This is a genomic window from Citrobacter sp. MGH100 (assembly GCF_001034465.1).
In the GTDB taxonomy this organism is placed as follows: Bacteria; Pseudomonadota; Gammaproteobacteria; order Enterobacterales; family Enterobacteriaceae; genus Citrobacter; species Citrobacter youngae.
Genome location: NZ_KQ089800.1, coordinates 1,903,314 through 1,927,554 on the forward strand (window position 1 = coordinate 1,903,314; position 24,241 = coordinate 1,927,554).

22 protein-coding genes and 1 riboswitch are annotated in these 24,241 nt (G+C 54.2%); of the genes, 9 read left to right on the forward strand and 13 right to left on the reverse strand.

Annotated features, from left to right (window positions below; genetic code table 11):
* Positions 1–159 precede the first annotated feature (159 nt).
* The 4 genes from ybiB to SK32_RS08995 form a co-directional block, all read right to left on the reverse strand.
* Entirely contained in the window at positions 160–1,128 is a 969-nt protein-coding gene (gene ybiB, locus SK32_RS08980) for a DNA-binding protein YbiB (RefSeq protein ID WP_048212201.1), read from the reverse strand.
* Between the two features lie 29 nt (positions 1,129–1,157).
* Entirely contained in the window at positions 1,158–3,308 is a 2,151-nt protein-coding gene (dinG, locus tag SK32_RS08985; protein ID WP_048212202.1) for an ATP-dependent DNA helicase DinG, read from the reverse strand.
* Between the two features lie 154 nt (positions 3,309–3,462).
* A complete protein-coding gene (locus tag SK32_RS08990) occupies positions 3,463–4,884 on the reverse strand; it encodes a DASS family sodium-coupled anion symporter (protein ID WP_005123709.1) in 1,422 nt (473 codons plus the stop codon).
* 33 nt (positions 4,885–4,917) lie between these two features.
* Positions 4,918–6,270 carry a class-II fumarase/aspartase family protein gene (locus SK32_RS08995; protein ID WP_005123710.1) on the reverse strand — a complete coding sequence of 451 codons (1,353 nt, stop codon included), beginning with the start codon at positions 6,268–6,270 and terminating at the stop codon, positions 4,918–4,920.
* A 202-nt stretch (positions 6,271–6,472) separates the two neighbouring features.
* Between SK32_RS08995 and SK32_RS09000 the strand changes: the two genes are divergently transcribed.
* A complete protein-coding gene (locus SK32_RS09000) occupies positions 6,473–7,207 on the forward strand; it encodes a GntR family transcriptional regulator (RefSeq protein ID WP_005123711.1) in 735 nt (244 codons plus the stop codon).
* Positions 7,208–7,275: 68 nt separating this feature from the next.
* Here the strand turns inward: SK32_RS09000 and rhlE are convergent, their stop codons facing one another.
* A complete protein-coding gene (gene rhlE / locus SK32_RS09005) occupies positions 7,276–8,625 on the reverse strand; it encodes an ATP-dependent RNA helicase RhlE (RefSeq protein ID WP_048212203.1) in 1,350 nt (449 codons plus the stop codon).
* Positions 8,626–8,844: 219 nt separating this feature from the next.
* Between rhlE and cecR the strand changes: the two genes are divergently transcribed.
* The 5 genes from cecR to SK32_RS09030 are packed head-to-tail and all read left to right on the forward strand — an operon-like array spanning position 8,845 to position 14,486.
* Positions 8,845–9,522: a transcriptional regulator CecR gene (gene cecR / locus SK32_RS09010; RefSeq protein WP_003035216.1), complete on the forward strand. Its 678-nt coding sequence runs from the start codon at positions 8,845–8,847 to the stop codon at positions 9,520–9,522.
* Positions 9,519–10,514 (forward strand): secretion protein HlyD, encoded by a 996-nt coding sequence (gene hlyD, locus SK32_RS09015; RefSeq protein WP_048212204.1) that lies wholly within the window; start codon positions 9,519–9,521, stop codon positions 10,512–10,514. The genes cecR and hlyD overlap by 4 nt, the downstream gene beginning before the upstream one ends.
* Entirely contained in the window at positions 10,507–12,243 is a 1,737-nt protein-coding gene (locus tag SK32_RS09020) for an ATP-binding cassette domain-containing protein (RefSeq protein ID WP_048212205.1), read from the forward strand. The genes hlyD and SK32_RS09020 overlap by 8 nt, the downstream gene beginning before the upstream one ends.
* Positions 12,236–13,369, forward strand: a complete 1,134-nt coding sequence (locus tag SK32_RS09025; RefSeq protein WP_048212206.1) for an ABC transporter permease — start codon at positions 12,236–12,238, stop codon at positions 13,367–13,369. The genes SK32_RS09020 and SK32_RS09025 overlap by 8 nt, the downstream gene beginning before the upstream one ends.
* A gap of 10 nt (positions 13,370–13,379) precedes the next feature.
* Positions 13,380–14,486, forward strand: coding sequence for an ABC transporter permease (locus SK32_RS09030; RefSeq protein ID WP_048212207.1), 1,107 nt, complete (start codon positions 13,380–13,382; stop codon positions 14,484–14,486).
* Here SK32_RS09030 and SK32_RS09035 read toward each other — a convergent pair.
* Positions 14,448–14,858: a YbhQ family protein gene (locus SK32_RS09035; RefSeq protein ID WP_048212208.1), complete on the reverse strand. Its 411-nt coding sequence runs from the start codon at positions 14,856–14,858 to the stop codon at positions 14,448–14,450. The genes SK32_RS09030 and SK32_RS09035 overlap by 39 nt on opposite strands.
* Positions 14,859–15,047: 189 nt before the next feature.
* On the opposite strand from SK32_RS09035, the gene SK32_RS09040 reads away from it, so the two are divergent.
* Entirely contained in the window at positions 15,048–15,809 is a 762-nt protein-coding gene (locus SK32_RS09040) for an endonuclease/exonuclease/phosphatase family protein (protein ID WP_048212209.1), read from the forward strand.
* Positions 15,806–17,047, forward strand: a complete 1,242-nt coding sequence (clsB, locus tag SK32_RS09045; protein WP_048212210.1) for a cardiolipin synthase ClsB — start codon at positions 15,806–15,808, stop codon at positions 17,045–17,047. The genes SK32_RS09040 and clsB overlap by 4 nt, the downstream gene beginning before the upstream one ends.
* 156 nt (positions 17,048–17,203) lie before the next feature.
* Here the strand turns inward: clsB and SK32_RS09050 are convergent, their stop codons facing one another.
* From SK32_RS09050 to moaA, 6 genes are all read right to left on the reverse strand, one after another.
* Positions 17,204–17,908 (reverse strand): Bax inhibitor-1/YccA family protein, encoded by a 705-nt coding sequence (locus SK32_RS09050; protein WP_040230421.1) that lies wholly within the window; start codon positions 17,906–17,908, stop codon positions 17,204–17,206.
* A gap of 41 nt (positions 17,909–17,949) precedes the next feature.
* Positions 17,950–18,402, reverse strand: coding sequence for a molybdopterin synthase catalytic subunit MoaE (gene moaE / locus SK32_RS09055; RefSeq protein WP_048212211.1), 453 nt, complete (start codon positions 18,400–18,402; stop codon positions 17,950–17,952).
* A 1-nt stretch (position 18,403) separates the two neighbouring features.
* Positions 18,404–18,649, reverse strand: a complete 246-nt coding sequence (gene moaD, locus SK32_RS09060; RefSeq protein ID WP_048212212.1) for a molybdopterin synthase sulfur carrier subunit — start codon at positions 18,647–18,649, stop codon at positions 18,404–18,406.
* On the reverse strand, positions 18,642–19,127 hold the full coding sequence (gene moaC / locus SK32_RS09065) for a cyclic pyranopterin monophosphate synthase MoaC (RefSeq protein WP_003035188.1): 486 nt from the start codon (positions 19,125–19,127) through the stop codon (positions 18,642–18,644). Before moaC ends, moaD begins: the two co-directional genes overlap by 8 nt.
* Before the next feature lie 2 nt (positions 19,128–19,129).
* Positions 19,130–19,642 (reverse strand): molybdenum cofactor biosynthesis protein B, encoded by a 513-nt coding sequence (gene moaB / locus SK32_RS09070; RefSeq protein ID WP_048212213.1) that lies wholly within the window; start codon positions 19,640–19,642, stop codon positions 19,130–19,132.
* A 19-nt stretch (positions 19,643–19,661) separates the two neighbouring features.
* A complete protein-coding gene (gene moaA, locus SK32_RS09075) occupies positions 19,662–20,651 on the reverse strand; it encodes a GTP 3',8-cyclase MoaA (protein WP_048212214.1) in 990 nt (329 codons plus the stop codon).
* Positions 20,639–20,784, reverse strand: a riboswitch (molybdenum cofactor riboswitch). It overlaps the preceding gene by 13 nt.
* A 289-nt stretch (positions 20,785–21,073) precedes the next feature.
* Between moaA and yvcK the strand changes: the two genes are divergently transcribed.
* Complete coding sequence (yvcK, locus tag SK32_RS09080; protein ID WP_048212215.1) at positions 21,074–21,982, forward strand: uridine diphosphate-N-acetylglucosamine-binding protein YvcK; 909 nt, start codon at positions 21,074–21,076, stop codon at positions 21,980–21,982.
* Between the two features lie 94 nt (positions 21,983–22,076).
* Here yvcK and uvrB read toward each other — a convergent pair whose 3' ends face one another.
* Positions 22,077–24,098 (reverse strand): excinuclease ABC subunit UvrB, encoded by a 2,022-nt coding sequence (gene uvrB, locus SK32_RS09085; RefSeq protein ID WP_003831523.1) that lies wholly within the window; start codon positions 24,096–24,098, stop codon positions 22,077–22,079.
* Positions 24,099–24,241: the final 143 nt, after the last annotated feature.

A 24,241-nucleotide genomic window follows, 5' to 3' on the forward strand; every position in this document is an offset into this window, starting at 1 on the left:
TTGTGTTGCGTGTTTGTTGTGTTTCTTATTTTTCAACAAACTATGCTGCGCTACGGTCGCCAGGAGGTCAATAATCGTGCAGAAATTTCACGTTGCAGAGGGTGCAGGACAGGAACGACTGACGGGCCAGATGACAGGCCCGTCGGGATGAAGAAAGGGTCAGAAGCTTTGATCGACGCGAGCAAGCCCGTCTGCCAGCGTGGCGGATTCTCCGGTGGCCACCAGACAGCAGGCCATCTGAATTTTCAATGAGGCCGGTATCGGCTCGCTTCCGGCCAGACAGCGTTCTATCCAGCGGGCAGTGGTTTCCGGATCTTTTGCTACCGGCAGTGGGACTGGCTCGTCAGGCATCTCACTCTGGCGGTCCTGTAGCACGCGCACTCCCGTCGGGTCTATCAGGCTTATCTGCGGACAGCGCTGCGGGTTGGCGTACACCTCGCCTTCGGTACCGTGCATCAGCAGACCACGGCCACCGATGTCGCCAAAAAATTTCGCCACTCGCGAGACATATTCAGGATGAGAAACACTGGCAAGACGCAGCGCGGCATCTTCTGCAAACGGCGTGGCCAACTTCGCCAGCGTATGTGCACTGTTGCGCACGCCCATGCGCCAGCGCATCGCCAGTTGCTTATCCAGAGGCGGACACAGTGCGCGCACCGGAATAAATACCGGTTCATGACCATCCAGTTTTGCCTGTGCCTGGCCGGCATGCAGCGTGGGCATGATCCCCATCAGCTCAAAAATGGTTTCTGTCAGCACGCGGGTAGGATCCTCGCTGACGCCGTGCACCACCACCGGGAAGCCCAGCTTATGCAATAAGATAGCCAGCAGCGGCGTCAGATTGGCCTGCTTGCGCGCGCCATTGTAGCTGGGAATGACAATGGGCATGGGTTTGGCAACCGGCGGCGTCAGGCGAATGGTATGGTTTTGCATCGCTTCGTAAAAGCCCAGCATTTCCGCTTCTCCCTCGCCTTTAATGCGCAACGCAATCAGCACGCCGCCCATTTCAAGATCCGGTACATCGCCATTCAGCATATGGGTATACAGTCCGCGAGCAGTATCCTGGTCCAGGTCACGCGCGTGATTTTTACCTCGCCCAATCTCTTTGATGATTTTGCGGTAATCCATCGATAACTCCTTTCCTGTTGCTCGCATCGTTAACGCCGACGGCGGCGCGTGGGTTTCGCTTTTTCTTTTGGTTTTACTATAACGTCTGGCACAGCAGGCTGCTCTATCGGAAAAATGGGTAACGCATTCAGTAAACGCTTGCCATAGTTTTTGGTCAACAACCGCTTATCGTAGATCACAACTTCACCCCAGCAGCCATGGCTACGAATGAGTCGCCCCACCTGCTGGATCAAATTGAACGACGCTGCTGGTAAGCTTTGCACCTCAAAAGGGTAGCGGTTCAGGCTTTTCAGCCACTCGCCCTCAGTGACCACTACCGGACTATCGATGGGCGGAAACGCGATTTTGTGAATATGTACCTGGGTCAGCAATTCGCCTTTCAAATCCAGACCTTCGGCAAAAGATTGCAGTCCAACCAGTACACTGCGTTCACCGTTTTCCACCCGCTTTCGGTGTAACTCCACCAGACGATAGCGCGGCTGGTCGCCCTGTACCAGCAGCAGCAAGCGCAGATCGGTAACGTGCTCAAGAAAACGCTGCATCGCCCGTCCGCTGGCAAAAAGCACCAACATGCCCTGATGCTTTTTACTTTCCAGTTGCTCGCGGAAATAGGCGGCCATTTCCGCGATATGCTGCTCTTCGTTATCAATTAACGGTTCGTAGCGCATCTGCGGAATGACGATTTTGCCCTGTTCAACGTGGTTAAACGGTGAGTCCAGTGCAACAAAGCGGTCTCCCGCTTTTTCTTTCAGACCGCTCATCTCCTGCAGACGCGAGAAGCTATTGAGAGAACGCAGCGTGGCAGAGGTGACAATAATATGCGGTACGCTACGCCACAGCAGTCTTTCGAGCTGATCGCTCACGCGGATCCCCACGCAGTGAAACCAGACGTGGATCTGTCCGTCACGCACCTCGCGCGTCGCCCATTTACTCACCGGCGCGCCTGACGACTGTGCCAGCGACGCCAGACGCCACAATTTGCTTTGCGCCTCGAACATGCCCAATGCCCGGTTCATCTGCAAAATAACCCGATGCAGACGCACAATATCGTGGGTACCGGTTTTTTCACTGAGATCGTTGAGGAACAGTTCTGCCAGGCCGCGCAGCATTTCCGTCAGTTTCGCCAGCCGCTGGCAGATCTCCATCACTTCACCAGGCAGTTCTCCCATTGCAAAGCGGTGTTCCGCTTCCTGGGTAGCGGGCATATAGAGATTGAGGATGTTATTAAGTGAAGCAATCAGTTCATACAGCTCTTCACAGTGACCGTTCAACCGCTCGGCATTCGCCAGCGGCGGCGTGGTTTTCGGGCGGAACTGCTCCATGCAGGTCGCCACTAATTTGCAAAACAGATCCAGCTGGAGCCGATACCAGGGGGCGCTGATTTCTGCGCTCATTTCCAGCGCATCGCGTGCGACGTCCGGCAGATGGTGACCCTCATCAAGGACCAGCAGCAGGTTTTTCGGCTCCGGCAAAACGGCTTCGCTTTCCATTGCCGCCATCACCAGCGCGTGGTTGGCTACCACCACTTCGGCTTCCTGAATCTCGCGGCGGGCGACAAAAAAAGGGCATTCACGATAGTAGTGACAGTTGCGATTCAGACAGCTGGCTTTATCGGTGCTCAGACGCTGCCAGAGTCCGTCGTCAATGGCGATATCGGTGTGATCGCGCAGTCCGTCCCATTTATAGCTGTCGAGATCGCCTTTCAACCTGGCGCAGCGCTTTTGTTCTTCCTGATTATTTGGCGTCAGGTCATCGTCGAGAAAGGCCAGCAGATCCTGTTGATTGGGTTCGGTACTGGCCAGCGCGGCCAAATTGCGCGGGCAGACATAACGACCACGACCAAAAGCAGCGGTAAAACGCAGATCGGGGATGATTTTACGCAGCAACGGCAGGTCTTTGCTGTAGATCTGATCCTGCAACGCAACGTTAGCGGTACTGACCACCAGCGTTTTTTGTTCTTCACGCGCAATGGCAATACCGGGGATCAGGTACGACAGGGTTTTCCCCACCCCGGTCGGCGCTTCAATCGCCAGATGCCGCCCTTCTTCACCTGCCAGCGTTTTCGCAACGTCAGCAATCATCTGCCGCTGCGGCGCACGGGGGATAAAGTCGGGGATCTGTTCCTGAAGCGCCTTATACCAGGCGGCGATTTGCGCTTTTAACGCGGCCGTTAGTGCCATGAGAAAACCTGAAATACTGTATAAACAGCCACTATTGTGGCACATTTCAGTCCCTGGATGTACCTTTTTCCCCCATTCTGGAAAGCGCTTCGCAATTCATTTTTCCTGGCCGGACGGCTGTTCGGGTCCTGTCCGGCCAATAATTCGCTAACGCTTAATAGTATCCCAACAGCTTCCACCACAGCATGCCCACGACAAAAATGATAATCACATTCGCCGTCACCACGCAGAGGTTGATTTTGTAAAAGCGCGGACGTTCAAAATAACCCTGGGCAAAATAAATGGGGCCAGGTCCACCACCGTACTCGGTATTCCCCCACATCAGGTTACTAAAGATACCGAAGCAAATAGCCACCATCATCGGCGGCGCGCCTGCTGCGATCGCCGTGGCCGCGAAAGGGGCATACAGTGCAGCGACATGCCCGGTCGCCGTAGCGAAGAGATAATGGACGTAAATGTAAAGGATCCCCAACACAATAAACGATTCGATCGCGCCAAAACCCTGAATACCGCTGCCTAATTTTATGGTCATCCATTTAATAAAGCCCAGATCGGCAAGCCCTGTCGCCAGACTAATAATGACGCTAAACCAGATCACCGTATCCCAGGCCGCATGGTCATTAAGCAAACTTTTCCAGCTAACAGCGCCCGAGGCAAACAGATACGCAGCTAATCCCAGCCCGACAGATGTGGCAGACAATCCCGTAATCAAGCTGGTACCCCAGCCAACCAGCGCCAGCACAAAACCAAACGCGACCTTTTTCTCGTTGCTGCTCATCGAACCGAGCTCACCGAGGGCCTGTTTGCCCATCGCTTTCGCCTCCGGCGTACGCTTAAGCTCGGGATCCAATAATTTATAGACCAGTAGCGGCATCAGGCAGAAACAGACCATCGCAGGGACCACTGCGGAAATAAACCATCCACCCCAGGTTATCTCTATTCCTAATGACGATTTCGCCAAACTCGCTACCAGCGGATTCGCCGCCATCCCGGTGAGAAATATTGCCCCGGTAATCGGCGTAAACTGGAAGCACACCATGGTTAAGAAATCGCCGATACGCTTGCCCGTTGCCCCTGGTGCGGAACCCAAGACATCATTGATGGAACGAGTGATAGGGAAAATAATCCCCCCGGAACGCGCGGTTACGGATGGCATCGCCGGGGCCATAATCAGATCGGAAACCCCCAGTGAGTAAGCGATACCCAGGCTACTGCCACCAAAGAGCGATAACATTTTATACGCAATACGTTTCCCCAATCCCGAGGTTACAAAACCAAGAGACAAGACGTAGGCACAGAAAATGAGCCATACCGTACCGGATGCAAAACCTGACAATGCTTTTGCCTCTGGCAAGGTTTTGGTAAAAATGACCACGCAAAGTGCAATCAACATCACCGCCCCCGAAGGGAGCGGCTGGGTAAGGATCGCGGCAATGGTCGCGGCAAATATCGCGAACATATGCCAGGCCTGAGGCGTCAGACCATCAGGTACGGGATAAAACCAAACGATCGCGCCTATCGCCAGCGGTATCAGGAACGACAGAATGGATTTTCCCGCGACAGAATTCGTTGACATAAAAATATCCTTATTCCGTTAGCCCAAGAGCGTTCATTTCCGCGACATATATCTCGCTAATACCTGATCCACCATTGCTGGCGCCATTCCAAGGTAATTTGCCGGGTCGGTCAGTTCTTCAATCAACTGCGGGTCAAGTCGTTCCGAGACAGATGGCATCGCATTCAGCACATCCGCCAGTCGTCCCCCTTGTTCATTGACGATACGACAGGCGTCGTACACGACGTCATGCGCATCCTGACGACCGATATACGGCGCCAGTCCCATCATGACCGCTTCAGCCACAATCAGTCCGTTGGTCATGCCGAGGTTACGTTTCATCGCCGCTTCATCAACCACCAGCCCCGCCAGCATAAAGTTAGCCTGATGCAATGCCCCGGCGCTGAGGACGAAACTTTCCGGGATAGCAATCCATTCGGCATGCCACGGCCCGGTTGCACGCTCCAGATCCTGCACCATTGCATCAAGCATCAGCCCTGCCTGTTGGCGAACGCCTTTGGCACAGGCCAGCATTAACTCGCTGGAAATAGGGTTGCGTTTCTGCGGCATAGTACTGCTGGCGCCGCGCCCTTTAACAAACGGCTCATACAACTCACCAAACTCGTTTGCTGCCAGCAGCATTACGTCGTAGGCAATCTTGCCCAGCGACCCGGTAATCACCGCTAACAGATTCACCGCTTCGGCAAAACCATCACGCGCAACATGCCATGTGGACGTAGGGACATTCAGCCCAAGTTCTTCCATCATCGCTTTTTGTACCGCCAGCCCTTTATCCCCCAGCGATGCCAGCGTACCGGCTGCACCCGCAAATTCGCCGACCAATACACGAGGACGCGCCTGAGTCAGACGTTCCGCGTGACGTTCAAACATATCCAGCCAGATGGCTGTTTTATAACCAAAGGTTACGGGCAGAGCCTGCTGCAAATGGGTTCTCCCGGCCATCGGCGTATCACGGTAACGGCGTGAGAGATCGGCAAGCGTCGCACGAAGCTTGTCCATATCGGTTTCAATTAACGCGAATGCATCACGAATTTGCAGAACTACCGCGGTGTCCATGATGTCCTGCGTGGTTGCGCCCCAGTGCACATAGCCGCCGGACTCGCCAGCCTGTTTAGAAATCTGGTGCACCAGCGGTAGGATCGGATAACCCACGATTTCGGTTTCATGGCGTAATAAATCAAAATCGAGCGTATCGGCATTACATTTTTCAGCAATTTCCTGCGCCGCAGCCTCGGGTATCACACCGCAGCGTGCCTGGGCTTTGGCTAATGCCACTTCCACTTCCACGTATTTGCGTACCAGCTCGCGATCGTCAAACACCGCGCGCATCGCTGGTGTGCCGAAAGAATCCCTGAACAGAACAGAATCAAGTACATTCGAAGCCATAAATCCCCCTGGAAAATCTGATAGTGATAAGATGCGTGTTTACGGTGGTTTGTTAGATATTCAAACGCCGCCACAATGTCCAGACATAATAAAATGTCCGTACATTTGAATGTACGGACATTTATAGTATTCATAAGAAATGTAGGGAATAGTCCGTACAAATTTTCGTGATAAAGATCACTAATATTTTGATGAAACCGCGATGAAAGAATCTCTGTACAAGCGAATAGCACGTGAACTGGCGCAGCAAATTTCGGTGGGGACCTTTGCCCCCGGCTCGCTGTTTCCAACGGAAATGGAACTGTGCGAAACATGGCAGGTCAGCCGCCACACCATGCGTGAGGCGTTAAGGGAATTAACAGAACAGGGGCTGATTTCACGGCGTAAAGGCGCGGGAACTCGCGTTTGCGAACCTAAGACTAACGGTGTCAATCACCCGCTATCGCATCTTGAGGATCTGTTGCTGCTGGCCAAAAACAATCTGCGCGTCATCAAGAAAATCGATGAGATTGTGGCAGACATCGAGTTGTCCCAGATGATTGGCTGCCCGCCAGGTTCCCGCTGGCTGCACATTGCCAGCACTCGCGAAGATGCGCAAAACCCCGACGCGCCAATCTGCTGGACGGACAGCTATGCCAGCACGGATTACGCCAAGCTGCGCACCTACATCCGTGACGATCCACACTCATTAATCAGCGATTTGATCGAAACGCATTACGGCATCAAAAGCCATGAGGTGCATCAGACTATTACGGCTGTCGGTGTGCCCAAAAAGGTGGCAAAGATCCTTAACGTAGCGCCTGATTCGCCAGCAATGAGAATTGTGCGTCGTTATCTGGACAGGGACGGGAAAGTATTTGAGACGACGATTTCGATTCACCCGGCAGGACGATATACCTGCTCAATCGTGCTGAAATCGCAAAGTTCGGGGGAGTGATTGACCTGTCCGGCCTACACCCTGTGTAGACCGGATAGCGTGTTTATACTGCCAGACAGCAAGGTGAATTACTGGGCGGAAGACGGTTTGCGCGGACGGCGCGGCGGACGAGGCTTATCACCTGCCGGTTTGCCTTCGCCGCTACGCGGCTTCGCTTTTGGCGCACCGCCATCCTGACGACGCGGCTGCTGGCCACGCCCTGCTCCACCCTGACCGCGACCGCCACCGCCGCCGCCACGCTGCTGGCGACCGTTCTGGATCGGCTCGGCTTTGATGGAGGGGTCCGGCTCGTAGCCTGGCGTTGCAATACGCGGGATCTCTTTTTTCAGCAACTTCTCGATGTCACGCAGCAACTTGTGTTCATCGACGCACACCAGAGACAACGCTTCGCCGGTAGCTGCGGCACGCCCGGTACGGCCAATACGGTGCACGTAATCTTCCGGGACGTTTGGCAGCTCGTAGTTCACCACGTGTGGCAACTCTTCGATATCGAGGCCACGCGCGGCAATATCGGTCGCCACCAGCACGCGAATATCCCCGGATTTAAAATCGGCCAGCGCACGGGTACGCGCTCCCTGAGATTTGTTACCGTGGATCGCCGCGCTGCGGATACCGTCTTTATTCAGCTGTTCAGCCAGATGATTCGCACCGTGTTTGGTACGGGTAAACACCAGCACCTGCTGCCAGTTGCCCTGACCAATCATCTGCGACAACAGCTCACGTTTACGTTTTTTATCCACGAAATGAACGTGCTGAGTCACCTGCTCTGAGGCGGTATTACGGCGCGCCACTTCGATTTCCAGCGGGTTGTGCAGCAGCTTTTCGGCCAGCGACTTAATATCGTCAGAGAACGTTGCTGAGAACAGCAGGTTCTGGCGTTTTGCCGGCAGCTTCGCCAGAACGCGACGAATGTCGTGAATAAAGCCCATATCCAGCATGCGGTCAGCTTCATCGAGTACCAGGATCTCAACCTGATCCAGTTTCACCGCATTCTGGTGTTCCAGATCGAGCAAACGACCAGGTGTGGCAATCAGTACATCCACACCACCGCGCAGCTTCATCATCTGCGGGTTAATACTGACGCCGCCGAAGACCACCAGCGAGCGGATGTTCAGATACTTACTGTAATCACGTACGTTTTCGCCAATTTGAGCAGCCAGTTCGCGGGTTGGCGTGAGGATCAGCGCACGCACCGGGCGACGGCTTTTACCATGCGGCTGATGGGTAATCAGGTGCTGCAACAGCGGCAGGGTAAAACCTGCCGTTTTCCCCGTACCGGTCTGGGCGCTGGCCATCAGATCGCGGCCTTCCAGCACGGCAGGGATCGCCTGTTGCTGAATAGGGGTAGGTTCACGGTAACCCTGTTCGGCAACGGCACGTAAAATTTCAGGGTTTAAACCAAGGGAATCAAAAGACATAACAACTCCGAACCGCCCTGACCGTTACCGGTGTCGTTTTCAGGGAGATACATACAATAGAGATGACAAAAACCACAATGTCATGAAGGGGCGGAGTGTAGCAGTTTTTGTGATGTGCCGCATAAATTATCCCTGCGAGGAAAATAACGATCCGGACTGGACAAGGTTGCACATCAGTCATAATCTTAATCAATCGATTGATTAAGATCAGGTCATGCTATGAATACACCCACCATGACAACCAAAGGTGAACAGGCGAAGAACCAGCTCATTGCCGCAGCATTGGCGCAATTCGGCGAGTATGGTCTGCACGCCACGACGCGCGATATCGCTGCACAGGCCGGGCAAAACATTGCGGCTATCACCTACTATTTTGGCTCAAAAGAGGATTTATATCTCGCCTGCGCCCAGTGGATTGCCGATTTTATCGGCTCACAGTTTCGTCCGCACGCTGAAGAGGCCGAGCGTTTATTCGCTCAGCCAGAACCGGATCGTGGCGCGATGCGCGAACTGATCCTGCGCGCCTGCAAAAATATGATCATGCTGTTAACCCAGGACGACACCGTTAACCTGAGCAAATTTATCTCGCGTGAACAGCTTTCCCCCACTGCGGCTTATCAACTGGTGCACGACCAGGTTATCAATCCGCTGCATACACACCTGACGCGCCTGATTGCCGCCTATACCGGCGGCGATGCCAACGATACCCAAATGATTCTGCATACCCACGCCATCCTCGGCGAGGTGCTGGCTTTTCGTCTGGGGAAAGAAACCATTCTGTTGCGTACGGGTTGGTCACAATTTGATGAGGATAAAACCGCGCTGATTGACCAAACGATCACCTGTCACATCGATCTTATTCTGCAAGGTTTAACGCAAAGGAGTCTGGAGTCATGAAAAAACCTGTCGTTCTCGGGCTGGTTATCGCGGCCCTCGTTGCCGTGATTGCCGGTGGAACGTGGTGGTATCAGAGTCGGCAAGATAATGGCCTGACGCTGTACGGCAATGTCGATATCCGTAGCGTCAACCTGAGTTTTCGCGTCGGCGGCAGACTGGCCTCGCTGGCGGTTGATGAAGGCGATGCGATTACCGCCGGTCAGGTGCTGGGCGAACTGGACCGCGCACCGTATGAAAACGCATTAATGCAGGCCAAAGCCAATGTTGCCGCCGCCCAGGCGCAATACGATCTGATGCTGGCCGGGTATCGCGCTGAAGAGATCGCCCAGGCGGCAGCGGCCGTCAAACAGGCACAGGCTGCCTATGATTACGCACAGAACTTTTATAATCGACAGGTCGGATTGTGGAAAAGCCGCACCATCTCCGCTAACGATCTGGAAAACGCGCGTTCATCTCGCGATCAGGCGTTAGCTTCACTGAAATCCGCACAGGATAAACTCAGCCAATATCGCAGCGGTAATCGTGTGCAGGACATCGAGCAGGCAAAAGCCACGCTCGAACAAGCTCAGGCCGAGCTGGCACAGGCAGAGCTTAATTTGCATGACACCACGCTGACCTCGCCGTCTGACGGTACGCTGCTTACCCGTGCAGTCGAACCCGGCAGTATGCTAAGCGCAGGCGGTACGGTACTGACGCTGTCGCTCACGCGTCCGGTATGGGTCCGCGCCTACGTTGACGAACGCAATCTGAGCCAGGCGCAGCCAGGACGTGAGATCCTGCTCTATACCGACGGCCGCCCGGACAAACCGTATCATGGCAAAATCGGCTTTGTGTCACCAACCGCCGAATTTACGCCGAAAACGGTCGAGACCCCTGATCTGCGCACCGATCTGGTGTATCGCCTGCGAATTGTCGTAACCGACGCGGACGATGCGCTGCGTCAGGGAATGCCGGTGACGATCAAATTCAGTGACGAGGCACGGCATGAATGATGCCGTTATTACGCTCAAAGGGCTGACTAAAAACTTTGCCGGAATGGAAAAACCGGCCGTTGCCCCGCTCGACTGCACCGTACATGCAGGCTACGTGACCGGACTTGTCGGGCCGGACGGCGCGGGGAAAACCACGTTGATGCGCATGCTGGCGGGATTGTTAAAACCCGATGCCGGAAGTGCTGCGGTGATTGGCTTTGACCCTATCAAGGACGACAGCGCGCTGCATGCGGTACTGGGCTATATGCCGCAGAAATTTGGCCTGTATGAAGATTTAACCGTCATGGAGAACCTCAATCTCTATGCTGATTTGCGTAGCGTCACCGGCGAAGCGCGAGAAAAAACCTTTGCCCGCCTGCTGGAATTTACCTCGCTGGGGCCATTTACCGGACGACTGGCCGGCAAACTTTCCGGTGGGATGAAGCAGAAGCTCGGGCTGGCCTGTACGCTGGTCGGCGAACCCAAAGTGCTGCTGCTGGATGAACCGGGTGTCGGTGTGGACCCCATCTCCCGTCGTGAACTGTGGCAAATGGTTCATGAGCTGGCCGGGGATGGCATGTTGATCCTCTGGAGCACCTCGTATCTGGATGAAGCAGAGCAGTGCCGTGATGTGCTGCTGATGAACGAAGGCGAATTGTTGTATCAGGGTGAGCCGACGCGACTGACGCAAACCATGGCGGGCCGCAGTTTCCTGATGAGCAGTCCGCAGGAAAATAACCGTCGATTGCTGCAGCGGGCATTAAAACTACCGCAGGTCAGCGACGGGATGATTCAGGGGAAATCGGTACGCTTAATCCTGAAAAAAGCAGCCACTGCGGACGATATTCGTCGGGCAGACGGCATGCCGGAGATTAACATCAGCGAAACGACTCCCCGCTTTGAGGATGCCTTTATCGATTTACTCGGCGGAGCCGGGACATCGGAATCGCCACTGGGCGCTATCCTGCATACGGTTGAAGGCACGCCTGGCGAAACGGTGATCGAAGCCAAAGCGCTGACCAAGAAGTTTGGCGATTTTGCCGCGACCGACCACGTAGACTTTTCCGTACAGCGTGGTGAGATTTTTGGCCTGCTAGGGCCCAACGGTGCCGGTAAATCCACCACCTTTAAAATGATGTGCGGCCTGCTGGTTCCCACCTCCGGCAAAGCACTGGTGCTGGACATGGATCTGAAAGTCAGCTCCGGCAAAGCACGCCAGCATCTGGGCTATATGGCGCAAAAATTCTCCCTGTACGGCAACCTGACCGTTGAGCAGAACCTGCGCTTTTTCTCCGGCGTCTACGGTCTGCGCGGTCGGGCGCAGAAGGAGAAAATCGATCGTATGAGCGAGGCATTTGGCCTGAAGAGTATCGCGTCTCACGCCACCGACGATCTGCCGCTGGGCTTTAAGCAGCGCCTGGCACTGGCCTGCTCGCTGATGCATGAACCCGATATCCTGTTCCTCGATGAACCCACTTCCGGAGTCGATCCCCTCACCCGTCGGGAGTTCTGGCTGCATATCAACAGCATGGTGGAAAAAGGCGTCACGGTGATGGTGACCACCCACTTTATGGATGAGGCGGAATACTGTGACCGTATCGGGCTGGTGTATCGTGGCAAACTGATTGCCAGCGGCACGCCTGATGACCTGAAAGCACAAGCAGCCGATAGCGACACGCCGGACCCAACGATGGAACAGGCGTTTATCACGCTAATCAATGACTGGGATAAGGAGCACGCGCATGAGTAACTCCGCTCTCTCCTGGCGTCGCGTACGCGCACTGTGCGTGAAAGAAACCCGCCAGATCGTCCGCGATCCCAGCAGTTGGCTGATTGCCGTCGTGATCCCGCTGCTGCTGCTGTTTATCTTCGGCTACGGGATCAACCTCGACTCCAGCAAGCTGCGGGTAGGGATTTTGCTCGAACAGCAAAGCGAGGAGGCGCTGGATTTTACCCATACCATGACCAGCTCGCCGTATATTGACGCTACCATCAGCGATAACCGTCAGGAATTGATTGAGAAAATGCAGGCCGGGCGCATTCGCGGGCTGGCGGTGATCCCGGTGGATTTTGCCCAGCAGATGGCGCGACCCAACGACGTGGCGCCGCTCCAGGTGATCACCGACGGCAGCGAACCGAATACCGCCAACTTTGTACAGGGTTATGTCGAAGGTATCTGGCAGATCTGGCAACAACAGCGGGCGGAAGACCGGGGAGAATCATTCAAGCCCTTGATCGACGTGCAGACCCGCTACTGGTTTAACCCGGCGGCCATCAGCCAGCACTTTATTATTCCCGGGGCGGTAACCATCATCATGACGGTGATTGGCGCGATCCTCACCTCATTAGTGGTGGCGCGCGAATGGGAACGCGGAACCATGGAGGCGCTGCTGTCTACCGAAGTCACCCGCGTCGAGCTGCTGCTGTGCAAACTGATCCCCTATTATTTCCTCGGCATGCTGGCGATGCTGCTGTGTATGCTGGTGTCGGTATTTATTCTTGGCGTGCCCTATCGCGGCTCGCTGCTGATCCTGTTTTTCATTACCAGCCTGTTTCTGCTCAGTACGCTTGGCATGGGGTTGCTTATTTCCACCATCACCCGCAACCAGTTTAACGCCGCGCAGGTCGCGCTGAACGCCGCTTTCCTGCCCTCGATTATGCTGTCAGGTTTTATCTTCCAGATAGACAGCATGCCCGCGATTATCCGGGCGGTAACCTACATTATTCCGGCGCGTTATTTCGTCAGCACCCTGCAAAGCCTGTTTCTGGCGGGAAATATTCCAGTGGTGCTGATTATTAACGTGCTGTTTTTAATCGCTTCGGCGGTAATGTTTATTGGCCTGACGTGGCTAAAAACCAAACGTCGGCTGGATTAAGGGGACGGGCATGTTTCATCGCTTATGGACGTTAATTCGTAAAGAGCTGCAATCGCTGCTACGCGAACCGCAGACGCGAGCCATTCTGATTTTACCGGTGCTGATTCAGGTGATCCTGTTCCCGTTTGCGGCAACGCTGGAAGTGACCAACGCCACTATCGCTATCTATAACGAAGACAACGGTAAACATTCGGTGGAGTTAACCCAACGCTTCGCCCGCGCCAGCGCCTTTACCCATATTCTGCTGCTAAAAAGTCCCCAGGAAATCCAACCCACCATCGACACGCAAAAAGCACTGCTACTGGTGCGCTTCCCGGCAGACTTCTCGCGTAATCTGGATACTTTCCAGCAGGCACCCATGCAGCTAATTCTCGATGGGCGCAACTCCAACAGCGCGCAGATTGCCGCAAATTATCTGCAGCAGATCGTTAAGACGTATCAGCAGGAGTTGATGGACGGCAAGCCGAAACCAAACAACAGCGAGCTGGTCGTGCGTAACTGGTACAACCCGAATCTGGATTACAAATGGTTCGTGGTTCCGTCGCTGATCGCCATGATCACCACTATCGGCGTAATGATCGTCACCTCGCTCTCGGTTGCTCGCGAGCGCGAGCAAGGCACGCTGGATCAACTGCTGGTTTCCCCGCTTACCACCTGGCAGATTTTCATCGGTAAAGCGGTGCCGGCACTGATTGTTGCCACCTTTCAGGCCACCATCGTACTGGCAATCGGCATCTGGGCCTATCACATCCCGTTTGCCGGTTCACTGGGGCTGTTCTACTTCACGATGGTGATTTACGGACTGTCGCTGGTGGGATTTGGCTTGCTGATTTCGTCACTGTGCGCGACACAGCAGCAGGCATTTATCGGCGTCTTTGTCTTTATGATGCCGGCGATTTTGCTGTCCGGATATGTCTCTCCGGTCGAAAATATGCCTGTGTGGTTGCAGAATCTGACATGGATAAACCCGATCCGTCACTTTACGGACATCACAAAACAGATTTACCTGAAGGATGCGAGTCTGCAGATTGTCTTGGGAAGTTTGTGGTCGCTATTGGTGATAGCGGCCACAACAGGCTCAGCGGCGTATGCGATGTTTAGACGCAAAGTGATGTAACTTTTTGTCTTTCGCCAACAGCGAGACCACTGCGGGTCCGGCAAGGATCGCCAGCCCCGCCAGCGCCAGTAACACGTTGTTTTGCAGCACACGCGACAGTAACCACAGTACGATCATTGCCGCACCGAAATACCACGTGGTCGTCAGCTCTTCCAGCACGTCAGCCACATCACGCCAGCGCTGTTCATGGTGACGTTGCAATGCCAGCATTAAGATAACCGTTACGCCATACACGACGCATAATCCCAGGCCGACGTGCACCAGCTTGCCGCTCATCCAGCCCATTACCAGCAACGCCACTACCAGTAAATGCAACACAATCTGCCAGCAACTTAGACCCGTTGCGACACGAACACGTTGTTGCCACCTCATGGCTTTTCTCCTGAAGGATTTTTAACTAATTATTCAGAGTACCGGACTTTACGGAAAATTCCGCAACACCGCATCTTTTTGTGACGGCGACTACACTATTTATTTCGCCACAGAATTCGCGATACGGTCAAACCCCCCATCCCGAAGGATGATGGAGAGAGTCAGGAAAGTGACGCCAACGGGAGAATCATGAGCGAATCAGCAGACCGATTTTCATTCAATGTGCTCACCATTAACACTCACAAGGGTTTCACCGCCTTTAACAGACGCTTTATTTTGCCCGAGCTGCGGGATGCCGTCAGGGCAGTTGGCGCAGATATTGTGTGCCTGCAGGAAGTGCTGGGCGCTCACGACGTACACTCACTGCAGATAGAAAACTGGCCGGATACCAGCCATTACGAGTTTCTGGCCGACACCATGTGGCGCGATTTCGCCTACGGGCGCAATGCCGTGTATTCACAGGGGCATCACGGCAACGCCGTGCTATCGCGCTACCCCATTGAGCATTATGAAAACCGTGATGTATCCGTTGGCACGAGTGAAAAACGCGGTGTGCTTTACTGTCGCATTATGCCGCCGATGCTTTCCCGCCCGATTCATGTGATGTGCGTCCACCTCGGTTTGCGTGAAGCCCATCGCCAGGCACAGCTCAGCATGCTGGCAAATTGGGTCAATGCCCTGCCCAACGCGGATCCCGTGGTGGTTGCTGGCGATTTTAACGACTGGCGACAACAGGCAAATTATCCGTTGAAGAGCCAGGCCGGCCTTGACGAGATTTTTACCCGCGCTCACGGTCGCCCGGCGCGAACATTTCCGGTGCAGTTTCCCCTGCTGCGTCTGGACAGGATCTATGTGAAAAACGCGAATGCCAGTACCCCAACGACGCTGGCGCTGCGTCACTGGCGACATTTGTCCGATCATGCCCCCCTGAGCGCGGAGATTCGTGTATGAAAACTGGCTGGCGTGAAGGCAATCAAATTCAGCTACTGGAAAATGGCGATCAGTACTATCCCGCCGTATTTCACGCGATTGAGCACGCGGAGCAAAAAATCATTCTGGAGACCTTTATCTGGTTTGAAGATGCGGTCGGGAAACAGCTACATGCCGCACTGCTCGCTGCCGCACACCGCGGGATCGCCGCAGAGGTGTTGCTGGACGGCTACGGCTCACCGGATCTAAGCGACAGCTTTGTCGAAGAGTTAACCGCGGCGGGTATTGTTTTCCGTTATTACGATCCGCGCCCACGCCTGTTCGGGATGCGCACCAATCTGTTTCGCCGGATGCATCGCAAAATTGTGGTCATTGACGATCGCGTCGCCTTCGTCGGCGGTATTAATTACTCCGCCGAACACATGTCTGACTACGGGCCGGAAGCCAAGCAAGATTACGCCGTGCGTGTTGAAGGTCCGATTGTGGTTGATATTCTGACATTCGCGCTGGAAAACCTGCCGGGACAAAGCGCCGTACGCCGCTGGTGGCGACGGCATCACCGGGCAGTCGAAAATCATCGCCCCGGTGAAGCGCAGGCGCTGTTCGTCTGGCGTGATAACGAGGAACATCGCGATGATATTGAACGCCATTATTTGAAAATGCTCGCGCAGGCAAAGCGGGAAGTGATTATTGCCAATGCCTATTTCTTCCCCGGTTATCGTCTGTTGCATGCCCTGCGTAAAGCGGCACGACGCGGCGTACGGGTAAAACTCATCGTTCAGGGCGAGCCAGATATACCCATTGTGAAAGTGGGCGCCCGGCTGCTGTATAACTATCTGGTCAAAGGGGGCGTCCACGTCTACGAATATCACCGCAAGCCGCTGCATGGCAAAGTGGCGCTGATGGACGATCACTGGGCTACCGTCGGGTCCAGCAATCTTGACCCGCTCAGTCTGTCGCTAAATCTGGAAGCCAATCTCATTATTCATGACCGTGCTTTCAATCAGATCCTGCGCGACAACCTGAATCCCATTATTGCGCAGGACTGCCAGCGAGTTGATGAATCAATGTTACCCAGACGCACCTGGTGGAACCTGACCAAAAGCGTATTAGCATTTCACTTTTTACGCCACTTCCCGGCACTGGTCGGTTGGCTACCGGCACACACTCCGCGCCTGACTGAAGTGGAGCCGCCAGCACAACCCGCGATCGAAACACAAGATCGCATTCAAACCGAGGATGCAGGAGGAAAAACCTGATAGCGAAGTTGGACGAAAAAGCACGGGTAAAAAACGAGGAAGCGATGGCTAAATCACCGTGACTGTAGTGCCGGATGCGGCTTAACGCCTTATCCGGCCTACTTTCGTTACAAGACTGTAGGCCGGATAAGCGTGGCGCCATCCGGCAACAGAGAATTAACGACGATTACCGAAAATACGCAGCAGCATCAGGAACAGGTTGATGAAGTCCAGATACAGCGTTAACGCCCCAAGAATGGCGTATTTACGCAAGTTGGAACTGTCGCGCAGGTCAATTTGCTCACCGATATTTTTCAGCTTTTGCGTGTCATAGGCGGTCAGGCCGACAAACACAATCACCCCAATGTAGGTCACCGCCCACATCAGCGCTTCGCTCTTCAGCCAGAAGTTAACCAACGAGGCCAGAACGATACCAATTAATGCCATAAACAGCATGTTGCCGAAGCCGCTGAGATCGCGTTTGGTGGTGTAGCCGTACAAACTCATGATACCGAACATCCCGCCGGTGACCACAAAGGTACTGGCGATAGACGAATAGGTATAGACAATGAAAATGCTTGATAGCGTCAGACCGGTTAACGCCGAGTAGAGCATAAACAGCGTCGTTGCCATTCCAGCACTGAGCTTTTGCACCATGCCGGACAGGACAAATACCAGCGCCAGCTGTGCAATGATCAGCCCAAAGAAGGTAATTTTGCTGGAAAAGACAAACATCATCACCGCAGGCGTATTCGCCGCGTACCATGCAATAAACGCCGTCAGTAACAACCCACAGGTCATCCAGCCGTAGACCTGCGCCATGTAGGTTTGCAGGCCGGAACGGGCCTGCACAATAGAATCGGATCGTGGGAATCGGTCCATGACAATCTCCTGAGTCAGTATGTGCCTAAACCAATTGTACTCTACCAGCGTTTTGCTGCTTGCTTATCGCTGTCGCGGGCGTCGACCCAGCGTTCACCTTCTGGCGTGGCTTCGCGTTTCCAGAACGGCGCACGCGTTTTCAGGTAATCCATAATGAATTGCCCGGCATCAAACGCGCTACTACGATGTGCACTGGTCACACCGACAAAAACAATTTCATCGCCCGGCCACAGTTCGCCAATACGATGGATCACCGTTACCCGGCCCAGCGGCCAGCGCGAACGCGCTTCGTCGACGATTTCCGCCAGCGCTTTTTCAGTCATCCCTGGATAGTGTTCCAGCGTTAACGCCTTAACGCTGTCACCGAGATTGTGATTGCGGACTTTACCGGTGAAAGTGACTACCGCGCCGTCTTCATCGCGCCCGGCAAGCCAGGGGTACTCGTCACCTACGCTAAATGGCGCATGGCCAACAACAATTCGCGTTTCAGCCATTTTAGCCTCCGGTTACCGGCGGGAAGAAAGCGACTTCATCACCCGCGTTAAGAGGATGATCAAAACTGACCAGCGTCTGGTTTACCGCCGCCAGCAGCTTACCGTCTTCCAGTGCCAGCGCCCAGCGATCGCCTTTGCCCGCCAGATGCTGGCGCAGCGCTTCTACCGTTGGAAATTCAGCCGTCATTTCTAGCGCATCGGTGTTGACCAGTTCGCGTACCTGAGCAAAGAAGAGAACCTTAATCATGTGCATCCACCTTAAAATCCCCCGACTTGCCGCCGCTTTTTGCCAGCAAACGCACCGGACCAATCACCATATCCTTTTGCACCGCTTTGCACATATCGTAAATGGTCAACGCCGCTACGGAGGCAGCCGTTAACGCTTCCATTTCAACGCCGGTTTTACCGGTCAGGCGACACAGCGTTTCAATGCGTACGCGATTGTGCTCCGGCTCGGCGTGAAGATTGACTTCGACCTTGCTCAGCATCAGTGGGTGACACAGCGGGATAAGATCCCAGGTACGTTTGGCGGCCTGAATACCCGCAATACGCGCCGTGGCGAATACATCACCCTTATGGTGGCTGCCATCGATAATCATCGCCAGCGTTTCGCTACGCATGGTCACGAATGCTTCAGCACGCGCCTCGCGTACGGTTTCCGCTTTGGCGGAGACATCCACCATATGCGCTTCGCCAGCGGCGTTAATATGAGTCAGTTGCGACATACTTATTTCTTCAAATGTGGGTGGAAATTACACGGACGCGTACGGGCATCAAGCTGCGGCGCAATGATATTCTCCCAGGCGGTACGACACGCTTTGGTCGACCCCGGCATGGCGAAAATCAGCGTTTTATTGGCCACCCCGGCAACCGCTCGAGACTGCAGCGTCGCGGTACCAATCTCTTCAAACGACAGCATACGGAAGACTTCGCCAAACCCTTCAACTTCTCTGTCAAACAGCGGCAGCAGCGCTTCCGGTGCCTGGTCCCCTTCGGTTAACCCAGTGCCGCCGGTAATGAGCACCACTTGCACATCGTCACTGGCAATCCAGGCTGAAACCTGAGCGCGAATCGCATAGCGGTTCTCTTTGACAATCGCCTTATCAACAATCTGATGACCCGCCTCCAGCGCCGAGTCGCGCAGATAATGGCCGGAGGTGTCATCTTCTTCGCCACGACGGTTGGAAACAGTAAGAATAGCAATGCGTGTCGGGATAAATTCAGCGCTTACCTGACTCATGAGAAACTCCTTTTAGCGATCAGCCGCCAATGTAAGATAAGTTTTGCGTAATACCGGTATTGTTCTGATGCAGGAAATGGGTCTGCTTTTTCTCCAGCAACGCGGCAGAGATACGTTCTTCAAGCGCAGCCTGCTGGGCGTCGTCGGTCAGCAAATCACGCAAGTTCACCCCGCCCTCACCAAATAAACACAGATGAAGTTTGCCGACGGATGAAACACGCAGGCGATTGCAGGTGGCGCAGAAGTCTTTCTCATAAGGCATGATCAGACCAATTTCACCGGCATAGTCAGGATGACAGAAAACCTGAGCCGGACCGTCGCTGCGCTGGCGTAACTGGTGGATCCAGCCGCGCTTAAGCAGTTCATCGCGCAGTACCTGCCCGGAGATATGGTGTTTGCGGAAGAGAGAGCTGCCCTCGCCCGTTTCCATCAGTTCAATAAAACGTAGCTGAATCGGCCGTGGTTGAACCCAGGCGAGGAAGGTGTCCAGTTGATGATGGTTTACGTCGCGCATCAGCACGGTGTTGACTTTCACTTTTTCAAAACCGGCATCGAAGGCGGCGTCAATCCCCGCCATCACCTGCTGAAACTTATCCTGCCCGGTAATGGCGTGAAACTGACGGGCATCCAGGCTGTCGACGCTGACGTTGAGTGCCGTCAGCCCCGCATCGCGCCATGCAGCAGCATCGCGCGCCAGACGATAACCATTGGTGGTTACCGCAATCTGACGGATAGCGTCGTTTTCACGTACGGCAGAAATAATGTCGGTAAAATCGCGACGCAGTGACGGTTCGCCACCTGTCAGACGCACTTTTTCCGTTCCCAGGCTGGCGAACGCACGCGTGACGCGGCGAATTTCATCAACGGTCAAAAAGCCGTTATTAGTCACACCACCTGGCTTATAGCCATCTGGCAGACAGTAAGTGCAACGAAAGTTACACACATCGGTAATCGACAAACGCAAGTAGTAAAACTTACGCGCGAATGCATCGGTAAGTTGAGAGCCCATGTACACCTTTCCAAATACGGGAGGCGAAGTCATTTCTTCCTGCGCCCTGGTGACAATCGTATTCACGTATCGTCACGGCCAAAGCACCGTATCATTTGACCCAGGTGCAGAGGCTAGAGTGTTTATACTCGTCATGCTTCGAGTACATTGTGGTTATGCCGATACTAGCGTGTAAATGACACTTTTGCCATGTACACTTTCGCTGTATAAATATGTATATAGCGGCATGATCGTGCAATTTCGCTACAGAATAAGCAAAAACCATCGTTTTGCATTGATATACATCATCTTGCTATCAGGTGGATGTCGTCAGAAAGGGGTAGATCGCAGAAAATTATTTTCTGCAGATGGCGACTGGATAATTGCTGAAAACACGCTATTTACGTTACTGTAACGCCGATCAATTGATATCAGGAATAACTATGCGCACTCGTACGCTGGCAGATCTGGATCGCGTTGTCGCTCTCGGCGGAGGGCATGGATTAGGACGCGTTCTGTCGTCACTTTCTTCTTTAGGTTCACGCCTGACGGGCATCGTCACGACCACCGATAACGGCGGTTCCACGGGGCGAATTCGCCGTTCAGAAGGCGGTATTGCCTGGGGAGACATGCGGAACTGCCTCAACCAGTTAATTACCCAACCAAGCGTCGCATCGGCGATGTTTGAGTATCGTTTTGGCGGTAATGGCGAACTTTCCGGCCATAACCTCGGAAATCTGATGTTAAAGGCGCTCGATCACCTCAGCGTGCGGCCTCTGGAAGCCATCAATTTAATTCGTAGCCTGCTAAAAGTTGATGCACATTTAATTCCCATGTCAGAACTACCGGTGGACCTGATGGCGCTCGACGATCAGGGACATGAAGTGTATGGCGAAGTAAATATCGACCAGCTCACTACCCTGCCGCAAGAATTAATGCTCTCACCTAAAGTCCCCACCACGCGGGAGGCGGTTGAGGCTATCGCCGAAGCGGATTTGATTCTGATAGGACCTGGCAGTTTTTACACCAGCCTGATGCCGATTCTGTTACTCGATGAAATGTCACAGGCATTACGTCGCACACCGGCACCAATGGTTTATATCGGCAATCTGGGACGCGAACTCAGCCTGCCAGCCGCCAGCCTGACGCTTGCCGATAAGCTGGCCATCATTGAGCAATATGTTGGTAAGAAGGTGATTGATGCGGTGATTGTCGGACCAAAAGTCGATGTTTCGGCCATGACCGACCGCATTGTGATTCAGGATGAACTGGAGGCCAGCGATATTCCCTACCGTCATGACCGTCAATTGCTGCATAGCGCGCTGGAGAAAGCGGTGCAGGCGTTAGGTTGAACGTATTTGCCTGATGCGCTGCGCTTATCAGGCCTACAAACACGATCTACCCTGTAGGCCGGATAAAGGGTTTACCCCGCCATCCGGCTACGCGTTAAGACGCCGCGATAAACAGCTCGCGCAGTTGATGCAACTGGTCGCGGATCGTCGCGGCCTCTTCGAACTCAAGGTTCTGGGCATGCTGCATCATCTGACCTTCTAACTCGTGAATCTTCTGCTGCAGCGCTTTCGGCGTCATGTCCAGCTCAACAACCTCGGATTTCGCCCCGGCACGCGACTTCCCTTTACCTTTCGCTTTGGTCTTCGCAATATTCTGCCCCAGCGCCAGAATATCGACCACTTTCTTGTTCAGCCCCTGTGGCGTAATACCGTGCTCTTCGTTATACAGTTGCTGTTTCTCGCGACGACGTTCGGTTTCACCAATGGCCTTCGCCATCGATGCGGTAATTTTATCGCCGTAGAGAATCGCTTTACCGTTGATGTTACGCGCCGCTCGACCTATGGTCTGGATAAGCGATCGTTCCGAACGCAGGAACCCTTCTTTGTCCGCATCCAGAATCGCCACCAGAGAGACCTCAGGCATGTCCAGGCCTTCTCGCAACAGGTTGATACCAACCAGCACGTCAAACTCGCCCAGGCGCAAATCACGAATGATTTCCATACGTTCCACGGTATCGATGTCGGAGTGCAGATAGCGCACCCGCTCGCCGTGTTCTTCGAGGTATTCGGTGAGATCCTCCGCCATGCGTTTGGTGAGCGTTGTGACCAGCACACGTTCGTTAATCGCCGCACGGGTGCGGATCTCCGACAGCAGATCGTCAACCTGCGTCGCCACCGGGCGCACCTCAATGACCGGATCCAGCAGGCCGGTCGGTCGTACCACCTGATCGACAACTTCATCACCGGATTTCTCCAGCTCATAGTTGCCCGGCGTCGCCGAAACGTAGATAGTTTGCGGAGCCAGCGCCTCGAACTCTTCAAATTTGAGCGGACGGTTATCCAGCGCCGACGGCAGACGGAATCCGTATTCGACCAGGGTTTCTTTACGCGCCCGATCACCGCGATACATGCCACCAATTTGCGGAATCGTAACGTGGGATTCATCCACCACCAGCAGGCCATCGGCAGGCAGGTAATCAAACAGCGTCGGCGGCGGCTCGCCAGGGCCGCGCCCGGACAGATAGCGGGAGTAGTTTTCAATCCCCGAGCAGTAACCCAGCTCGTTCATCATTTCCAGATCGAACTGGGTACGCTGACTTAAGCGCTGTTCTTCCAGCAGTTTGTTATTTGCCAACAGGACTTTACGCCGCTCCGCCAGCTCGACTTTAATTTCTTCCATTGCCTGCACGATACGTTCGCGCGGCGTCACGTAGTGGGTTTTCGGGTAAATGGTGAAGCGCGAAATAGTGGATTCAACCTGCCCGGTTAGCGGGTCGAACAGCGACAAGCGCTCAACTTCTTCATCAAACAGTTCAACACGCAGCGCGATATCGTCAGATTCGGCCGGAAAGATGTCGATCACCTCACCACGCACGCGGAACGTCCCGCGCTGGAATGCCTGATCGTTACGCGTGTATTGCAGTTCAGCAAGCCGGCGCAGGATCGCGCGCTGGTCGATAATCATCCCCACCGTCAGATGCAACATCATCTTCAGATACAGATCCGGATCGCCCAGACCATAGATCGCGGAAACAGAGGCCACCACCACCACATCCCGCCGTTCAAGCAGGGCTTTGGTCGCCGACAAACGCATCTGTTCAATGTGTTCGTTTACCGACGCATCTTTCTCGATAAAAGTATCAGAGCTCGGGACATAAGCCTCCGGCTGATAATAGTCGTAGTAGGAGACGAAATATTCCACTGCGTTATCCGGGAAGAACTCTTTCATCTCGCCGTACAACTGGGCTGCGAGGGTTTTGTTAGGGGCCAGCACCATCGTCGGACGCTGTAAATCCGCAATCACGTTGGCAATAGTGAATGTTTTCCCCGACCCCGTCACCCCGAGCAGCGTCTGATGCGCCAGACCATCCTCCAGCCCTTCTTCCAGGCGACGAATCGCCTCAGGCTGATCGCCAGAGGGTTTAAAAGCGGAATTCAGTTTGAACGGTTTACTCATGAGCAGCTACCTGAAGCAATGGGCGGGCAGGTGTGTAATTTTACTCGCAGTAGTATATTTTGCCAGTAAAATATACTGGATGAAAAAACAGTAACGCACCAGAATATTTCTGTTACGCCATCAGAATGCCCGTCAGAGCAGGC